9 protein-coding genes, 3 tRNA genes and 3 rRNA genes are annotated in these 18,076 nt (G+C 58.9%); 6 read left to right on the top strand and 9 right to left on the bottom strand.

Annotated elements, in window-relative coordinates:
* Positions 1-349: 349 nt before the first annotated feature.
* Together ACP693_RS16285 and ACP693_RS16290 are read right to left on the bottom strand one after the other, a co-directional pair.
* Positions 350-604, bottom strand: coding sequence for an RNA polymerase sigma factor (locus tag ACP693_RS16285; RefSeq protein WP_426020716.1), 255 nt, complete (start codon positions 602-604; stop codon positions 350-352).
* Entirely contained in the window at positions 601-1,065 is a 465-nt protein-coding gene (locus ACP693_RS16290) for a hypothetical protein (RefSeq protein ID WP_426020717.1), read from the bottom strand. Before ACP693_RS16290 ends, ACP693_RS16285 begins: the two co-directional genes overlap by 4 nt.
* A gap of 137 nt (positions 1,066-1,202) precedes the next feature.
* On the opposite strand from ACP693_RS16290, the gene ACP693_RS16295 reads away from it, so the two are divergent.
* From ACP693_RS16295 to ACP693_RS16310, 4 genes are all read left to right on the top strand, one after another.
* Positions 1,203-1,433 (top strand): helix-turn-helix domain-containing protein, encoded by a 231-nt coding sequence (locus ACP693_RS16295; protein ID WP_426020718.1) that lies wholly within the window; start codon positions 1,203-1,205, stop codon positions 1,431-1,433.
* 148 nt (positions 1,434-1,581) lie between these two features.
* Positions 1,582-2,172, top strand: coding sequence for a recombinase family protein (locus tag ACP693_RS16300; protein ID WP_426020720.1), 591 nt, complete (start codon positions 1,582-1,584; stop codon positions 2,170-2,172).
* A gap of 17 nt (positions 2,173-2,189) precedes the next feature.
* On the top strand, positions 2,190-4,406 hold the full coding sequence (locus ACP693_RS16305; RefSeq protein WP_426020722.1) for a DNA cytosine methyltransferase: 2,217 nt from the start codon (positions 2,190-2,192) through the stop codon (positions 4,404-4,406).
* Positions 4,407-4,645: 239 nt separating this feature from the next.
* Positions 4,646-5,896 carry a hypothetical protein gene (locus tag ACP693_RS16310; protein WP_426020723.1) on the top strand — a complete coding sequence of 417 codons (1,251 nt, stop codon included), beginning with the start codon at positions 4,646-4,648 and terminating at the stop codon, positions 5,894-5,896.
* A 248-nt stretch (positions 5,897-6,144) separates the two neighbouring features.
* Here the strand turns inward: ACP693_RS16310 and ACP693_RS16315 are convergent, their stop codons facing one another.
* A complete protein-coding gene (locus ACP693_RS16315; protein WP_426020725.1) occupies positions 6,145-8,922 on the bottom strand; it encodes an AAA family ATPase in 2,778 nt (925 codons plus the stop codon).
* 594 nt (positions 8,923-9,516) lie between these two features.
* Here ACP693_RS16315 and ACP693_RS16320 point away from each other — a divergent pair.
* Both ACP693_RS16320 and ACP693_RS16325 read left to right on the top strand, forming a co-directional pair.
* Positions 9,517-11,550 (top strand): TonB-dependent receptor, encoded by a 2,034-nt coding sequence (locus ACP693_RS16320; RefSeq protein ID WP_426020726.1) that lies wholly within the window; start codon positions 9,517-9,519, stop codon positions 11,548-11,550.
* A gap of 491 nt (positions 11,551-12,041) precedes the next feature.
* Entirely contained in the window at positions 12,042-12,203 is a 162-nt protein-coding gene (locus tag ACP693_RS16325) for a hypothetical protein (RefSeq protein WP_426020728.1), read from the top strand.
* A 478-nt stretch (positions 12,204-12,681) separates the two neighbouring features.
* Here the strand turns inward: ACP693_RS16325 and ACP693_RS16330 are convergent.
* From ACP693_RS16330 to ACP693_RS16355, 6 genes are all read right to left on the bottom strand, one after another.
* Positions 12,682-12,758, bottom strand: a tRNA-Met gene (locus tag ACP693_RS16330).
* Between the two features lie 92 nt (positions 12,759-12,850).
* Positions 12,851-12,965, bottom strand: a 5S ribosomal RNA gene (gene rrf, locus ACP693_RS16335).
* 122 nt (positions 12,966-13,087) lie between these two features.
* Positions 13,088-15,873: ribosomal RNA gene (locus ACP693_RS16340) — 23S ribosomal RNA — on the bottom strand.
* Between the two features lie 200 nt (positions 15,874-16,073).
* Positions 16,074-16,149, bottom strand: a tRNA-Ala gene (locus tag ACP693_RS16345).
* 83 nt (positions 16,150-16,232) lie between these two features.
* A tRNA-Ile gene (locus ACP693_RS16350) sits at positions 16,233-16,309 on the bottom strand.
* Positions 16,310-16,533: 224 nt separating this feature from the next.
* A 16S ribosomal RNA gene (locus tag ACP693_RS16355) occupies positions 16,534-17,994 on the bottom strand.
* Together the 16S, 23S and 5S rRNA genes with 3 tRNA genes alongside form the textbook arrangement of a ribosomal RNA operon.
* Positions 17,995-18,076 lie beyond the last annotated feature (82 nt).

Consider the following 18,076-nt stretch of genomic DNA (forward strand, 5'->3'; position numbering starts at 1 on the left):
TCCGGCGCCGACGCGCCTCCGGCTCTGATGTCGGCTGGACATACATGTCCGCCAAGCTGATCGCTCTGAGACTGCGGGCATACCCGTAACCTTTCTCTCGGAAATCCTCGGCCGCCGCTTTCTCGCAAAGCGGATCGATCCATCGATCACGCCCAGCCCTCAGCGGCGGCGGCCGCCCGGGTCAACGCCTGCGGCGCTTGCCGCAGCCCGCAGGGCGCGAAGCGGGGTTGAAGCGGGCGGACGGCGCTGCTCCCCACACAGCAGATGAGGGTCGATACGGCTCCGCTTGTCAGACAATGCCGGCGCAAAGCCTATCCTGCCCTAGACCCTCACGACCGGCCCTAGACCCTCACGACCGGTCAGAAGCCCTTGCATCGCCCGCCTTATCGACGGCGCGGCTCAACCGAAACAGTGCCTCCGCTAAACTCGCTTCGACCGCTCTTTCCTCGATGCCCAAGTGCTCGGCGATCCGCTCCAAAGTCATTTCGGCGAACCGATGGAGGACGAAGACATCCCGGTAGCGTCGGGGCAGTCCCTGGATCGCCCGAAGAAGAATTTGTCGCTCCCGGTCTTCCTCAGTGGACTGTGATGGCGGGCAGCTCATCTGTCTGTCCCGCTGTCGATCTTTATCGCGGCCTCCACGGCGCTCAGAAGGTCGCAAATGGCTTGATCGGCAACATCCGGTGGGAGCGGCAGGCCCGGCTTTGCGCCGGAGCGCAGGGCGCCGGAGCTATAAAGGGGACTGAGCGCCGCTGCGAGTTCGGCAATGCCGTCAGGAACGCCTTGGAACCCCAGCATCCGGACGGAGCGGAGCGCCTTGCTGACATCGTGACGAAGCCAGACGCGGGTCCAGTCGTCAGAGAAGCCGCGATGCAAGAGGTAGGCTTTGAGGCCAAGTTCAATAGCGATGGCGGAGTGATAGGCCGACTGGGTGTCGACGCGGTTATCGGTCCTCCAAGCCATTCCGTGAAAGGCTCGGGCGTTACGGGCGAAGGCGATAGCTAGGCGACTGTCTGGAGGCCACCGCCGCCACTTTCTGAACGGTATCCGCAGATGCTCAGGCATGCGTGACCTCCCGCGCAGCCGTCCGGTCGCTCAAAACACGCTGAGCGGTGGAGTTTCGGAGTATTTCAGTTAGAGTTCAGCGGAATTCACCGACTTAGTCAACGGAATTCCGCAACTAGTCGGAGGATTTCTCTAAAATGATCGGCCCCGCTCAGCTTCGTATGGCCCGCGCTGGCCTTGGCATCAGCGTGAAGGTGCTCGCTGAACGTTCAGGTGTCGCTGATTCCACTATCCATCGGTTTGAAACGGGTCGTGGCGGCATGCAGACGGGAACCCTTGAACGCCTGCAGTCAGCACTCGAAACTGCGGGTGCGATCTTCCTGTCTGCAGACACCACAGGCGGACCGGGCGTTCGGCTGCGGTTGTGATGATCCTAGGACGCCCATTCTCTCCATAGTAGCTGTTCTCATCTGCGTTGCGACGGCCGACGTGCCGAGCGATGGCTACGGCTCTTCCGAAATGCCCTCTTGTTTGCACCTCCCAAATCAGTGGAAACTCGACGAGTTTTCGGAAAGGATGACGATGCTCGTTGGCTACGCCCGCGTTTCTGCGCGTGACCACAATCCAGCTCTGCAGATCGAAGCCCTTACCGGCGCCGGTTGCGAACGCGTGTTTTTGGAAAAGGCGTCGGGTGCCAATCGGGATCGCCCCGAGCTGCAGGCCGCGCTCACTTACCTTAGTGCCGGGGATACTCTCGTTGTCTGGAAACTCGATCGCTTGGCTAGAACCGTCCGGCAGTTGGTCGAGACCGCCGAGGATCTGCAGAAGCGTGAGATCGCCTTACGGGTGCTTACGCAGGAGATCGACACCACGACCGCAGATGGACGATTGGCCTTCCATTTCTTCGCAGCCGTCGCAGAGTTCGAGCGTGAACTCGCGCTCGACCGGACTCATGTTGGCCTTGCGACCGCTCGAGCGCTGGGGAGGCGCGGCGGTCGAAAGCCCGCCTTGGGTCCAACCCAAATAAAGCGGGCGAAGGCGATGTTGGCCGACCCTACGATGAGAGTCGAAGAAATTGCTGGCAAGTTGGGTGTACGCGTTTCCACTTTGTATCGACACATTCCAGGCGGCAGAAGCGCCCTTCAGAGCGGGGACGCGGCAGCATGAAGTCGAAGAATCCTACGATGTTCGCCTTCTTCGCAGGCGGGGGTGGGATGCATCTCGGTTTCGAGGCCGCTGGCTTCGAGCTGACGCTTGCATCAGATATCGCGCCCGCCGCTGAAGCAACGCATCTTAAAAATCATCCTGGCACCCCCTTCATTTTAGGCGATATCCGTAAGTTGACTGCGGACTATCTGTTAAAAGCAGCCGGAGGGAGGCGCCCAGACATCATAGTTGGCGGCCCTCCGTGCCAAGGCTTCTCCACGCTTGGTGACAAACTATCGTCTGACCCGAGAAACGCACTTTTCGCTACCTACGCGCACTTGGTCGAGGAGTTGCAGCCCAAATTCGTCGTGATTGAGAACGTGAAATCCCTAGTCACGCTCTACGATGGGAAGTTCCGAGACATGATCCTTCGGACCTTCGAGGCAGCTGGCTATCGGATGCACTGGGCCATTCTTGATGCCGCCGATTACGGCGTCCCCCAGTTTCGGAAGCGGGTGATCTTCTTTGGCACCCGCCACGACGCACCATTCGAGTTCCCGATCGCGACGCATGGACCCGGCACCGCCTTGCCTTACGCCACGACTTGGGATGCGATTCGAGATCTCGTGACAAAGGGAGATGAGATCCCAAACCACATTGCTCTGGATCATTCGGAGCGCGTCATCGCTCGATATAGGTTGATCCCCGAGGGTGGGCGCTTACCCCCGCCCGAAGAACTTCCGCCTGAGATCCGCCGAAGCAATTTCGGCAACACCTATAAGCGGCTTCACCGCATGCGACCGTCTTTGACGATGGTTCCGGGCAACAACGCGTTCCCGGTCCATCCTACGCTTCATCGAAGCCTAACGCCGCGCGAGGCTGCTCGACTTCAAACTTTTCCGGACACCCACCTTTTCGCCGGCGACAGGCGCAGCCAATGCATTCTTGTCGGCAACGCCGTCCCGCCGAAGATGGCAGAGGCAGTTGCCAAATCCGTCTTGGCTCATGCGGCCAGGAAGCCCACCCACCTCCCCCGAGCACACAACGTGACTACCCCGTCCAAGCCGAAGTCTGTTTCACGCCCTCGCCTGACGTCAGAGGGTTTTGTCGATCTGTTCAGCGGCGTGGGTGGGTTTACCATCGGCCTCGAACATTCCGGATGGGCACCGCTTTTGGGCGTCGATATCAACAAACACGCGGCCGCCAGCCACCGGCACAACCATCCAGACGTTCCGTTTGAGGAAGCCGATCTTGGCGATCCAGAGAGACTGGCCAAGCTGGCTGCAGGGTTTGAGGGGCAGGATCTAGGATTGGTTGTCGGGGGGCCGCCATGCCAAGGGTTTAGTGTTTTTGGACGCCGCCGCTTTGTAAACACGCGTGGCTATTCCCCGCATACAGACGACCGAAACAAGCTGGTCTTCGCCTTCGTTGAGTTCGTTCGCCGCACACAGCCACGCTGGTTCGTTATGGAGAATGTGCCAGGCCTTACCACGTTGGACGACGGCGAATTTCTAAAGGTTCTTCTTCGCGAGCTTCAGCAGATCGGCTATCCGAATACTGAGGCAAGGGTGCTTAACGCTGCCGACTACGGCGTCCCCCAGCTACGTCGGCGGCTGCTGATCATTGGCAACCGCACAGGCCATATAATCCCGTGGCCCAAGCGAAAATTCTTTGCCGCTCCAAAAGAATGGCAGGATGCATACCGGACAGTTGGTGAAGTCATCACCGACCTTGCGTCGCCCAAATCACACACCCGTCACACAAGTCACGTGGCGATGAACCACAAACCGCTTCTCGTCGAGCGCTACAGCTATATTCCAGAGGGCGGAAAGCTTGATGTCGATGCGCTCCCTGAACATCTGAAATCTGGCTATCGAACAAATGCCGTGAAAAATTACTCTCACGTTTTTAAGCGGCTGCATCGTGATCGACCTGCCTTGACGATGGTGCCGGGCCACAATGCTCTCCCCATACATCCATGGCTTAATCGGGCGCTTACGGTTCGAGAGGCCGCGCGGATTCAGACGTTCCCAGATGACATCGAGTTCCTTGGCCCGCGTCAAGAGCAGTGCATTCAGGTTGGGAACGCCTTCCCTCCGCTTCTGGCAGAGATCATTGGCAACAATATTCGGAAAGCTGAGGTCAACGGGTGGTATCCGGGTCGGGTGCCAGCGTCAGCATATTACGCCTTGGTCGAACGCGATGGACCTGACCTACCGGAACAAGAAGACGCTTCTCGTATGGCCGTCGCATGAGCCATGATCTCGAGGCATCCTACGCAGCTGCCGAAGTCGCCAGTCAGCTGCTGGCGTCGCCAGAGAACTGTTTCCAGAACGCGCCGGGCCGAGCCGATCTCAGCGCGTACGCCGCTCGAGAAGGGCGAAATCTTTGGCCGCATGCCGACGGTGTGATTGAGCTAGGAATCACTGGCGCCCGACCACGGCGATACAGTGTCGCGGTCGAATTCAAACGGCCTAACGAGGGATTACACGGAGTGCTGACCGCAATCGGCCAAGCGCATGCGTATCTGCGTAAGGGCTATGCGGGTTCCGTCATTGTGGTCCCGGAAACCTATTCGGGCCTCGATGGGGTCGGTGCATACGTCAAGGACGTCTTGGACCTCACGAGCCGGACATCTGCAATTGGTGTTTACAGCTACCGCCCCCCAGATATGTCCCGTCCGTCACCATTCGCAGATAAGCTGATACTGGGTCGCGCCTTTCAGGTTGATGCTGCTGCTCCGATCGCGGCACCCATAGCACCCAGCGCAACTGAGACGCAGTGGGCCCATGTTCGCGAAGGGAGCACTGACCCTGATGCTTTCTTCAAATACCTTCAGGCCGTAAAGCTGCTTGGCGGTGGCGGCCTGCCAGCCGAAGCCCCGGTCTTCTCTCCTGCACTGTTGGCGGCCGTACAGAGGGTGAGACCGGGAGCCGACCCAGTTCTATATTTGAGCAACGCCCCTCGGGATGGGATGTCCGATAGGGCTTGGCGACATTTCTGGTTTACTTATGTACTGCATCCGGGCGTCAGAGAGCCTTGGATTTTGGAAAACGGTGTCTACACCGCGAACGCCACTCCGCTTAATATCATCCGATCCGATGGCGGCGGCATGAAAATGTTTTTCGCCGGAAGGCGGGATTCTGTAAAGAACGTCGCTGCCGCTCGGCTCAATGCTGGCACCGCAACTGAAGCAGCAGCCTTTGATCGGGTCGTGGAGAATTATCACAATCGCGCCCACTCATACCGTGAGGACATCGATTCCGGTGCCGAGCATTTGGGCTTTGTGGATGGGGAAGGTAGATTGACCGACGAAGGCTATCGCTTCGTCGACGCTTGCGAACGAACAGGCGAGCCAAACACAGGCTTGCCAAGAGCGCTTTTCATGAGCGCAGTCCTTCGAGATGGTGGGCTGGGGGCATTCCTGCACTACATCTACCGGCTGTCCGAGGAGCGGTTCGGCGCTGACGCATTTGCGTTCACCGACGAGGCTCGAGGTCGCCTTCGGTTCGATATAGCGGCCTATCTGCAATGGGTGGAGAGCGAGATGGCGAACCGTCTGCGAGTCATCCGAAAAGTCTCGCCGCGAGGCGGCGCCGCTCGGAAACCATTCCAGGCGGAGCTAGCGTTGCTGCGTGGGCTTGGAATTGTGGGCGGGTACAGACCAGGCGTTGGGCTGGTCATCAACTGGCCGGAGTTCCAAGATGCCTTGGAGTTCGGTAGGTCATCGCAGTACTTCAACTAGCGCCCGGGTCTGATGGTCAGCCAACCATAGAGACCAGGGCGAAGTAGTTCTCGGGTCCGTCCACGGTGCGCACCTCCGACAAGCCTCGCTCAGGGGCCGGGCGTCTCGATACGACGACCGCTTTGGGCTCGAAGCCAGCCCTCGGGGTGCCAGCCTTCGTGAACGTCGTTGGCAGATCAGGTTTGAGGCGATTCGCGATATCGACTTTAGCGCACTGAGGCGATCTTCCCCGACCCTCAGACTGGCCTCTACTTGTGCGACAGTGATCGATAGAAGACTTTGGGTTGGGTCGGATCAGGTTGGTGCATGAAGCAATCCTCCAACGCTTCAATCGCCGACATCACGGTCTGAAGGGCGACCGCTGAATATGCGCTGGTGCTGCCTGTCGCCCAATGTGAAATAAAGTTGCTTGAAATCGTCATCCCGCGCTGCTCCAGCGCGGTTTCCTGCGCCGCGTCGAGCACGAGATCGCCGGCCTTCTTGTGGAGTTTGACGGCCTCCTGAATCGCGGCGAGGAGGCGTCCGACCATCTTCTGGTCGTCGTTGAAGGCCACGTCGAACGGCACTGGGATTTTGCAGCGGATGATGATGTTGCCGAGTTGATATTCGAGATACTGCCGGATGAATGGTGCCGCGTCCGCCGCGCGCCCTTGGTTGAGAAGGTCGTTAGTTCCGTCCCGGACCTTGTTGATGGCGCCGGACTGAGGAAGCACCGCCATCTGAGGGGTGCCCTCGAGGCGCTGGTGCTGCCATTCGGTGCTGCCGTTATGTGCGTTGAACAATTTCTCCAGCATCGTGTCATGGCTGAGGAGAATGATCTGTGGGCCATCGGCCACGCGAGGGCGGGCGAACTGAAGGCGGATGACGTCGACAAGATTGAGCTGGTGTCCCGCGTCCAGGCTGGAGGTCACGTCGTCGAGAATCATGAATTTGGGGGCACCACCATAAAGAGAGGCGGCGGCCAAGTAGACAGATACGGCGAAGCCGTTTCGGAAGCTTTCAGAGAGAAGAGCTTGGGCCGAGACATCCTGCAATGACCAGAAGGCGGAGAGACTGATCGCCAGCTCCTCTGTTCCCGCGCGTTTGGCCAGCGCAGGCACGACGGACTGGCCCATGATCGCCTTGAACAGGTTGCGACAGACCGGCAGGACCTTCTCAAGCCGTTCAGTGGCCATGGCGCTCTCGGCGACGGCGAAGGCGGTATTTGCACCGTCCACGAAGGTCTTGAGCCGTGCAATCCGGATTTCCTGCGCGTCGGCGGCGGCCCTGATCTTCTCCTGTTGGACTGCGTCTCGCCAAGCCGTCTGGAGGCGTCGGGCGGTCTCGACCGCAGTGGTGGCCGCGACAAGGGACGGCGGCAGCACCTTGGCCAGCTCCTCCGCCTCTGTTTGGGTCTCTTCGATAAGAGTCTTGAGCCGTTTCGCGAGCGAAAGCCGAAGCCCCGACAGGGCTGCAAACTCGGCGGCGGAAAGCTCACCCTTGGCGCCCCGGGTGCCCAACGCCTTGGCTTGCGCGGCGTCTGTCTCGTCGAGATGGGCGGCGAATAACGGGTCCAGGTCAAGCCAGCCGTTCGCTGTCCAAGCGGTTACGGCTGCCTTGGTTTCCTCGTCGACCTTTTCGTAGTCAGCGATGCGGGCTTGGACCAGATCAATGACCGAGCCGTCGCCGGTCCGTTCGCAGGCCGGGCAGATGTTCGGGGTGGTCCATGACCCGCTGGTCAGCACCTTCTCGGTGACTCGGTAGAGCTCGTTCAGCAGATCGCCCGAGGTCAGGGCCACAGCTGCGTCCCGCCGGGTAACTATGTCCGCCAAGGCGACTACATCTTCGTCCGAGGGACCCTTCGCGGCGGCCATATTAAGCTCGGACCGCTTGCGGACCAGCTCGCCATGTCGAGTTTTTTTCTCGCCTCCCTCTTCCGAGACAATCGTGTGGATGCAGGCGTCGAGATCGATCTCATTGAAGGCCTTTCCCTCGCAGTGCTGTGCGAGGGCGGGAATGCTCTGGAGTGCGCCGTGGCAGATGGATTCGATTTCCGCCTGCGGCGCCGTCGGCTCCAGCGGCGTCTTCATCAGGATCTCGTAGTCGGCGGCGATGCGGGGAGCCAGGTCACGGATCGCTTTGGCGGCGGCATCCCGACGAGCGAGAGTGGCTGACCGGTCGAAGTGATTGTTGAACGATCGGGTATTGGCTAGGGTGTCCAGCGCGCCACGCAGCGTCGAGTAGCGGGACAGGCCCAGCAGGCCAGCGAAGTTGCGGCCGCGCGACAGCGAAGTGTCGTCGATGAACCGCTGGAAGGTCGCGCCGTCGAGTAGCACAAACTCGCGGTGGAGCTCCGCCAACAGGGCTTCACCGTCAACTCCGTTGGTGGCGCTGACGCTTCTCGCGCCAGCAGCGTTCAGAGTGACAGTGACCTTAGTCGATGGCGATCCATCCGTCGGCTTGACAGTGAGGGCAATTGTGCCGACGCCGCCGGTGTGGAACCGGTTGAGATAGTAGTCTCGCCCCCTTTCGATCGCGGCCAAATTGTCGAGCTTCGGGATGGACCTTCGCAAAGCGAAGGTCAGAGCGTCGAAGATCGAGCTCTTGCCCACACCGTTTGGGGCTGAGATCGAACTTACCGCATCCGGCTTGAACTTCAGGACGAGCGGCGCGCCCTCGTTGTTGACGCCACGAAATCCCTCGATTTCGAGCTGCTCGAGAAACCAGCCGATCTGCGCGGGAACAGATGTCGGCGGAGCCGCGGGTTTCTCGCCCCAGGCCTCAGACGCGAAGGGCGACGCGTCTTCCGCAAGTGGGTTTGGTGCTTTCGACGCCGCCGCCTTGGCCTCGGCTGCAAGCAGCGCTGCCATAAGGATGTCTAGAGCCTCCTCCCGGTTCACCGGACTCTCCGACAGGCCAGAAAGCAAGGGGGTCGCCGCTTTTGCAAGATCGGCGTCGAGCCCAGCGAGATAGGCGGCGAAGACAGCCAAGTTCGCGTCGAAAGGCGAGGTATCTTCGAAGGCAAACGTGGGTTTGGTCTTGGCCATGATAAAGATTCTCCCCCAAAGCCTTCTATCGCGACCATTTGAAAGCGCCACCTTTGATTGTGGGCGGGGCTGGAAATAAACGAATAGAGAACCTCTCGGCGGCCTCTGATCCATGCCGGTAGAGTCCCGCGCTAGAAGAAACACGACAACAACGCACCGCTTCGTGATCGGCGCGTGGCGACCGCCTTTACCGCCATTATGGACTGCTCAATCAGCGGCGTATGACCGGCTAGGCCCTTCTTTCCCGGAGATAGAACGTTTGGCCGTTTGCGGCTGGCGAACCTCGACTCATCGGGTGAGCGGAACGTCTGCGTGACGTACCGATGCCAACTTCCGCTTGTAGCGCTTCCCGGATATCAGCCGGTTATCTCGACCAATGCTGAATAGTTCTCGTCTTCGTCTAGGGCGGCGCGCCATCTTTTTTCCATGACCGCATCGCAAGTCAGTCGCTCACCAAGACGACGATTGGCGCGCCAGAACTGTTTCGCCTGCGTCACAGGCGAGCGGCGATCAAAGAGCGTTCGCCTGCGGCCTATTGACCTTTCGTGATGTTATCTCATAACACAGCGACTTCACTCCGCGAAGGTCACTGTCATGCGTCCCTCTTCCGTTTCGCGTTCGCTCCTTCTCGCGGCCGTCGGTTCCACCGTCCTGGCGGGCGCCGCCGCAGCCCAGTCGACGAACACCACCCCTGCCGAATTGGGCGACATCATCGTCACGGGCGCACCCTACGGCATCAGCCAGCGGGCCTCGGTGATCGCGACGGACGTGGTTGACGAACAGGCTCTGGCCACCGCACCTGCCACGTCGCTGGGCGACCTGCTGAACGGCCGGCCCGGCATCCGCTCCACCGACTTCGCGCCGGGGGCCAGCCGCCCCGTCATTCGCGGCCTCAGCGGTCCGCGCGTCCAAGTGCTGACCAACGGCATCGGCCTGATCGACGCCAGTTCGGTGTCGCCCGACCACGCGGTCGCGACCGACCCGGCCGAGGCCAACCGCATCGAGATCATCCGGGGCCCCGCAACCCTGGTCTATGGCGGATCCGCCATCGGCGGCGTGGTCAATGTTCTGGACAACCGCATCCCGACCGAAATCCCCGAAGGCGGCATTGCCGGCGTCGTCTCGACCCAGGCTTCCAGCGTCGATGACGGCCGCAGCGCCTTCGGCCGCGTCACGGTCGGCAGCGGCCATTTCGCCTTTAACGTCGACGGCGTGAAGCGCAAGAGCGACGACTACGACATTCCGGCCCCGGCCATTTCCGCCCGGCGCGCCGCCGCCGAAGGCATCGCCCGCGGCGACGGCGGCAGCCAGCCCAACAGCTATAGCGACTTGGAAGCCTGGGGCGTCGGCGGGTCCTACATCGGCGACAAGGGCTTCGCCGGCGTGTCCTACAAGAACACCGACAGCGAATACGGCACGGTCGCGGAAGAATCCGTCTTCATCAAACTGAACCAGAAGCGCTGGGACGCGCGCGGCGAATACCGGTTCGACGCCGGCCCCTTCGCCGCCGTTCGCGGCTCCTACGGTCACGCTGACTACACCCACACCGAGTTCGAGGCTGTGGGCGAGCCCGGCACCATCTTCAACTCGGACGGTTGGGAAGGCCGCGCGGATCTGATCCAGCGTGAACGCGACGGCTGGAACGGCGCCGTCGGCGTCCAGACCCTGTCGCGCAACTTCGAGGCCATCGGCGAGGAAGCCTTCGTCCCGACCGTCAAGATCGACGAGCTGGGGATTTACACGGTCCAGCGACTGGACCGGGGCAACCACGGCTTCGAGGGCGGCCTGCGCTATGACCGGCGCGAACTGAGCGCCACGCCCATAGGCGGGACCAGCGAGGTGAACCGCGAGTTCGACAACTGGTCAGCCTCGGCCGCCGCCTTCATCCGCCCGGCGACCGGTCTGTTCCTGGGTCTCAGCCTGGCCCACAACGAACGCGCTCCCAGCGAGGTCGAACTGTTCGCCGACGGCGTCCACATCGCCACGGCGGCCTATGAGACCGGCGACCTGAATCTGAACTCGGAAAAGGTCACGACGCTGGAGGGCACCGCCCACTATGATCGCGGCCGCTTCACCGGCGATCTGCACGTCTATCACTCGTGGTACGACGGCTTCATCGACGAGCGGCCGACAGGCGAAGAGTTCCTCTTCGAGGAGGAGAACGAGACCTTCCCCGTCTATCGCTTCGTCCAGACCGACGCGAAATTCTACGGGTTCGAGCTGGAGGGCGCCTATGCCCTGTGGCAGGACGGCGATAGCAAACTGTCGCTGGAAGGCGCCGCCGACTATGTCCGCGCCCAGACGGACTTCGGTCCCGCCGCGCGCATCCCGCCCTATTCCGTCACCGGCCGCCTGGCCTGGACCTCGACCAAGTTCGACGTCAGCGGCGAGGTTCGTCACGTCGGCGAACAGGACCGCGTCGCCAACGCCTTCGAACTGCCGACCGACGACTACACCCTGGTCAACGCCTCCGTGGCGGTGCGGCCTTTCAGCCAGCAGAACGTCACCCTATTCGCCGAGGCGCGGAACCTGACCGACGAAGAGGCCCGCGAACACGTGTCCTTCCTCAAGGACATAGCCCCGCTTCCCGGCCGAAATCTACGCGTCGGCGTCGCCTATCGCTTCTGATCGCAACCCAGGCTCCGGTGGGCGGCTCTCCCCGCCCACCGGGCTTCTGAACACATAAACGACTTTGACAATCCGGCTGCGTCTGACCCTTCGCCAAAGCCAGAACCGACCAACAGCGCGACCGCAACGGCGACGACCGCCGTCAGTTGAATGTGGACGGGCAGATGTCCAAAGACCTGCTCGATCTCCGTCCCGAACGCGAACCCCAGACGGACGAAGATCCCCGCCCAGGTCAGTGCGTCGCCCAAGTTGAACAGCGGGAAGCTGTATCGCCGATACGTTCGACGTCCCGATCATCAACGGCGCCAATGAGCTTAATCCGAATAGAAGCCTAAACTGCGCACCGACCCGACTGGGTATCGTTCAAATCCGCGGTCACGCGGGCATAAGGGGCCACGTCGACCCACCGTGCAGTTGCCGCGTCGAAGGCGACGACCTCGTTATTATCGAGACACCACAGACTTTCCGACGGCTGGCGCGTTGTGAGCTCCATGACCGAAAAAGAACCGCGAAAAACGCCCATCGGCTACGAAGACGGGCCGGACAAGCCGACCAAGGGTGCATTTCGCCTTATCGCGCTCGCGATCGGCGTCGCTGCAATCGTGTGCATTGCGCTCATAGCCTTTGTGGTCAAGCAGAGCGGCGGCATCTAAATCCGTAGCCTACGATTGGGTGTCGGAAACAATCTTCCGGGCAGAACATCCACGCAACGATGGCTGCCAAGATTATGGCCGAAACGTATGTGCAAGCGAGTCAAAGTATCGCCTGTGGGTTTATGAAACTGGACCTTATTGGACCGGTTGGATGACGGCGTTTCAACCCTAGCGATTAGTTTTCCTTGCTACAGGTGGGACTATACCGTCAAGGAAGGGCATTATACGACTGGCTGTAATCGCTCTTTCGGTTTGGGCGGCAGGCCCTCCAAAATGACATCGTAAGGCTTTTGCCGGCCACAGCGGCATCTTTTCCAGAGCCCACAGCGATGGCATGCCTCGGTCAAGGCCCGCCTTCGGATGAGGGCTCAAACGGAGTCCTGTTGGCTTGGGGAGCGCCCATGACGCAGAAAACCCCACGGCGATAGCGCGTGGGGTTCTTCAGATCAGAGTCTCACGCCGGAATGTGAGGTATTCTTGGGTGCGGGAGTAGGATTTGAACCTACGACCTTCAGGTTATGAGCCTGACGAGCTACCGGGCTGCTCCATCCCGCGGCAAGCGGTAGTGTCGTGAAGGAAGAACGGTTCGAGAAGCGCGCTCAAGTAGGCCGAAGGCCGTTAGCGCGTAAATCATGTGTGCTTGGTAGACCCGGCGGCGACCTACTCTCCCGCGCCTTGAGACGAAGTACCATTGGCTCTGGAGGGCTTAACGACCGAGTTCGGAATGGGATCGGGTGGGGAACCTCCGACATAGCCACCAGGTCAACCAAGCACACATGAATCCTGACCTATCGCGCATTCGCGCTACTTGAGGTCAGGAGAAGAAGACATTGTCTGAGATTGCTTCGGTCAAGGAGCAACCATCGAATGAGTTTTGCTGAGAAACGATCAAACCGATCGGATTATTAGTACCAGTAAGCTTCATGGGTCGCCCCACTTCCACACCTGGCCTATCAACGTGGTAGTCTTCCACGATCCTCAGCGAAGCCTTGTTTTGAGGTTAGTTTCCCGCTTAGATGCTTTCAGCGGTTATCTATTCCATACTTAGCTACCCTGCTGCACAGCTGGCGCCATGACAGGTACACCAGAGGTATGTCCATCCCGGTCCTCTCGTACTAGGGACAGATCCTCTCAAGCTTCGAACACCCACGGCAGATAGGGACCAAACTGTCTCACGACGTTCTGAACCCAGCTCACGTACCACTTTAAATGGCGAACAGCCATACCCTTGGGACCTGCTCCAGCCCCAGGATGTGATGAGCCGACATCGAGGTGCCAAACTTTGCCGTCGATATGGACTCTTGGGCAAAATCAGCCTGTTATCCCTAGAGTACCTTTTATCCGTTGAGCGATGGCCCTTCCACTCGGGACCACCGGATCACTATGGCCGACTTTCGTCTCTGCTCGACTTGTCAGTCTCGCAGTCAGGCGGGCTTATGCCATTGCACTCGACGACCGATTTCCGACCGGTCTGAGCCCACCATCGCGCGCCTCCGTTACACTTTAGGAGGCGACCGCCCCAGTCAAACTACCCACCACGCCATGTCCCGGGACCGGATAACGGCCCTCGGTTAGACGTCAACGACAGTAAGGGTGGTATTTCAAGGACGACTCCACCAGAGCTGGCGCCCCGGTTTCATAGCCTCCCACCTATCCTACACATACGGTCGCTAACGCCAAGGCGAAGCTATAGTAAAGGTTCATAGGGTCTTTCCGTCTGACCGCGGGAACCCCGCATCTTCACGGGGAATTCAATTTCACTGAGCCTATGCTGGAGACAGTGGGGAAGTCGTTACGCCATTCGTGCAGGTCGGAACTTACCCGACAAGGAATTTCGCTACCTTAGGACCGTTATAGTTACGGCCGCCGTTTACCTGGGCTTCAGTTCGTCGCTTTCACAACTCCCTTTAACCTTCAGGCACCGGGCAGGCGTCAGACCCTATACGTCGCATTGCTGCTTCGCAGAGCCCTGTGTTTTTGCTAAACAGTCGCTACCCCCTGGCTTGTGCCACTCAGTCCTGGTTGCCCAGGGTGAGTCACGCTTATTCCGAAGTTACGCGTGCAATTTGCCGAGTTCCTTCAGCATAGTTCTCTCAAACGCCTTGGTATGCTCTACCTGACCACCTGTGTCGGTTTCGGGTACGGTCTCTGCTGGAGTTATTTCCTGGGACAACGCCCCCGCACACACAATCCAATAAGTGGGTACGAGTTAAGCCATCCGTCACTTCCAGCTGGTGCAGGAATATTTACCTGCTTCCCATCGACTACGCTTTTCAGCCTCGCCTTAGGGGCCGACTAACCCTGCGCAGATTAGCTTTACGCAGGAACCCTTGGTCTTTCGGCGGGAGTGTCTCTCACACTCCTATCGTTACTCATGTCAGCATTCTCACTTCCGATACCTCCAGCCAGGCTCACGCCTGACCTTCACCGGCCTACGGAACGCTCCGCTACCGCTTGCAGTAAACTGCAAACCCATATCTTCGGCGCACGGCTTGAGCCCCGTTACATTTTCCGCGCAGGATCGCTTGATCAGTGAGCTGTTACGCTTTCTTTAAAGGATGGCTGCTTCTAAGCCAACCTCCTGATTGTCAAAGCAATCCCACATCGTTTCCCACTTAGCCGTGACTTGGGGGCCTTAGATGATGGTTAGGGTTGTTTCCCTTTTCACGACGGACGTTAGCACCCGCCGTGTGTCTGCCCGATAGTTCTCTTGGGTATTCGGAGTTTGGTTAGTATTGGTACCGCTCGCGCAGCCCGCAACCATCCAGTGCTCTACCCCCCAAGGAATTCGTCGGACGCTCTACCTAAATAGATTTCGCGGAGAACCAGCTATGTCCAGGTTTGATTGGCCTTTCACCCCTATCCACAAGTCATCCCAGAATTTTTCAACATTCACGGGTTCGGTCCTCCAGTTGGTGTTACCCAACCTTCAACCTGCTCATGGATAGATCACCTGGTTTCGGGTCGTCATACGTCGAACTTAGCGCCCTATTCAGACTCGCTTTCGCTGCGCCTACACCTAACGGCTTAAGCTTGCTCGACACATGAAGTCGCTGACCCATTATACAAAAGGTACGCCGTCACCCCGCTTGGGGGCTCCGACTGCTTGTAGGCTTCCGATTTCAGGATCTGTTTCACTCCCCTTGTCGGGGTGCTTTTCACCTTTCCCTCACGGTACTTGTTCACTATCGGTCGTAGAGGAGTACTTAGGCTTGGAGGGTGGTCCCCCCATGTTCAGACAGGATTTCACGTGTCCCGCCCTACTCGAGTCTCTTGCTATTTGATGACTACGGGGCTTTCACCCACTATGGCCGACCTTTCCAGATCGTTCGTCTTTATTTCACAAGAGCACTGGCCTGGTCCCGGTTCGCTCGCCACTACTACGGGAGTCTCGGTTGATGTCCTTTCCTCCGGGTACTGAGATGTTTCAGTTCCCCGGGTTCGCTTAATGAACCTATGTATTCAGTTCATTATACCTTTTAACAATCCGCCAATCGCCGCCCTGACCGAAGTCAGAACGAAGTTGGAAGACTGTAAAGGTGGGTTTCCCCATTCGGAAATAACCGGATCAAAGGGTGCTAGCGCCTCCCCGGTTCTTATCGCAGCTTGCCACGTCCTTCATCGCCTCTCTACGCCAAGGCATCCGTCAGAAGCCCTTCAACGTTTGATCGTTTCTCAGCAAAACTCATGCTTGGTTTATTCCGCCCGACTGGAAAGTTGCCGGGGGACCAAGCCTGATATTTGTCAGACAATGTCTTCTTCTCGAACATAACCTAAAAGCTCAGGGGAGCCGGTTGCGTTCTTCCTTTACGATTTCAATGCACGCCAACCCTGAGGCCGACGGCAAACTTGAATGCGATCACAAGATCCTGGTGGAGCCAGACGGAGTCGAACCGACGACATCCTGCTTGCAAAGCAGGCGCTCTACCAACTGAGCTATGGCCCCATTCCAACAGGAATAGTGCGAAGCCCAGGAGAGCTGTCGGCGATGCCGTCTTGAGGCTGAGAACCCCGGCGAACCAGAAGTCCTGGTAGGCCCGGGCAGACTCGAACTGCCGACCTTACGCTTATCAGGCGTACGCTCTAACCACCTGAGCTACGGGCCTATGGCAGCGACAGCCGGGCCCATTCTTCAAGTGAAAATGGCGACCCAGGCTCGCGATCGCGTCACCAATACAACGACCCGAATGGTCGATGCGTCGATGACGAAAGTGGAAAGAGAAACGGAGACGGCGGCGTTCCGCCGTTTGTGCTCGGCGCTGTGAAGCGCTTCGCTATTGGAGCCTCAATAGACAGCCTCGTGAGAGACGGCCTGGAGAAGCATCCTTAGAAAGGAGGTGATCCAGCCGCAGGTTCCCCTACGGCTACCTTGTTACGACTTCACCCCAGTCGCTGACCCTACCGTGGTCGCCTGCCCCCTTGCGGTCAGCGCAGCGCCTTCGGGTAGAACCAACTCCCATGGTGTGACGGGCGGTGTGTACAAGGCCCGGGAACGTATTCACCGCGGCATGCTGATCCGCGATTACTAGCGATTCCAACTTCATGCCCTCGAGTTGCAGAGGACAATCCGAACTGAGACGACTTTTAAGGATTAACCCTCTGTAGTCGCCATTGTAGCACGTGTGTAGCCCACCCTGTAAGGGCCATGAGGACTTGACGTCATCCCCACCTTCCTCCGGCTTAGCACCGGCAGTCCCATTAGAGTTCCCAACTAAATGATGGCAACTAATGGCGAGGGTTGCGCTCGTTGCGGGACTTAACCCAACATCTCACGACACGAGCTGACGACAGCCATGCAGCACCTGTGTCCTAGTCTCCGAAGAGAAAGCCAGATCTCTCTGGCGGTCCAGGCATGTCAAAAGGTGGTAAGGTTCTGCGCGTTGCTTCGAATTAAACCACATGCTCCACCGCTTGTGCGGGCCCCCGTCAATTCCTTTGAGTTTTAATCTTGCGACCGTACTCCCCAGGCGGATTGCTTAATGCGTTAGCTGCGTCACCGAAATGCATGCATCCCGACAACTAGCAATCATCGTTTACGGCGTGGACTACCAGGGTATCTAATCCTGTTTGCTCCCCACGCTTTCGAGCCTCAGCGTCAGTAATGAGCCAGTATGTCGCCTTCGCCACTGGTGTTCTTCCGAATATCTACGAATTTCACCTCTACACTCGGAGTTCCACATACCTCTCTCATACTCAAGACACCCAGTATCAAAGGCAATTCCGAGGTTGAGCCCCGGGATTTCACCCCTGACTTAAATGTCCGCCTACGCTCCCTTTACGCCCAGTAATTCCGAGCAACGCTAGCCCCCTTCGTATTACCGCGGCTGCTGGCACGAAGTTAGCCGGGGCTTCTTCTCCGGGTACCGTCATTATCGTCCCCGGTGAAAGAATTTTACAATCCTAAGACCTTCATCATTCACGCGGCATGGCTGCGTCAGGCTTTCGCCCATTGCGCAAGATTCCCCACTGCTGCCTCCCGTAGGAGTTTGGGCCGTGTCTCAGTCCCAATGTGGCTGATCATCCTCTCAGACCAGCTACTGATCGTCGCCTTGGTGAGCCTTTACCTCACCAACTAGCTAATCAGACGCGGGCCGCTCTAATGGCGATAAATCTTTCCCCCGAAGGGCACATTCGGTATTAGCACAAGTTTCCCTGAGTTATTCCGAACCAAAAGGCACGTTCCCACGTGTTACTCACCCGTCCGCCACTAACTCCGAAGAGTTCGTTCGACTTGCATGTGTTAGGCCTGCCGCCAGCGTTCGCTCTGAGCCAGGATCAAACTCTCAGGTTGAGTTGACTTCTGACCTAAGCTTAAGAACATCCCGAAGGACGTCTTGGCATTAGTTCTACGTATTTTATTGACGAGTTCCCAT

Source organism: Brevundimonas sp. TWP1-3, from assembly GCF_049896085.1.
Classification (GTDB): domain Bacteria; phylum Pseudomonadota; class Alphaproteobacteria; order Caulobacterales; family Caulobacteraceae; genus Brevundimonas.

What these genes read in the sequence shown, in the direction of transcription:
- ACP693_RS16285 (WP_426020716.1), bottom strand. Translation starts at nt 604, where the DNA reads ATGAGCTGCCCGCCATCACAGTCCACTGAGGAAGACCGGGAGCGACAA.
- ACP693_RS16290 (WP_426020717.1), bottom strand. Translation starts at nt 1,065, where the DNA reads ATGCCTGAGCATCTGCGGATACCGTTCAGAAAGTGGCGGCGGTGGCCT.
- ACP693_RS16295 (WP_426020718.1), top strand. Translation starts at nt 1,203, where the DNA reads ATGATCGGCCCCGCTCAGCTTCGTATGGCCCGCGCTGGCCTTGGCATC.
- ACP693_RS16300 (WP_426020720.1), top strand. Translation starts at nt 1,582, where the DNA reads ATGACGATGCTCGTTGGCTACGCCCGCGTTTCTGCGCGTGACCACAAT.
- ACP693_RS16305 (WP_426020722.1), top strand. Translation starts at nt 2,190, where the DNA reads ATGTTCGCCTTCTTCGCAGGCGGGGGTGGGATGCATCTCGGTTTCGAG.
- ACP693_RS16315 (WP_426020725.1), bottom strand. Translation starts at nt 8,922, where the DNA reads ATGGCCAAGACCAAACCCACGTTTGCCTTCGAAGATACCTCGCCTTTC.
- ACP693_RS16320 (WP_426020726.1), top strand. Translation starts at nt 9,517, where the DNA reads ATGCGTCCCTCTTCCGTTTCGCGTTCGCTCCTTCTCGCGGCCGTCGGT.
- ACP693_RS16325 (WP_426020728.1), top strand. Translation starts at nt 12,042, where the DNA reads ATGACCGAAAAAGAACCGCGAAAAACGCCCATCGGCTACGAAGACGGG.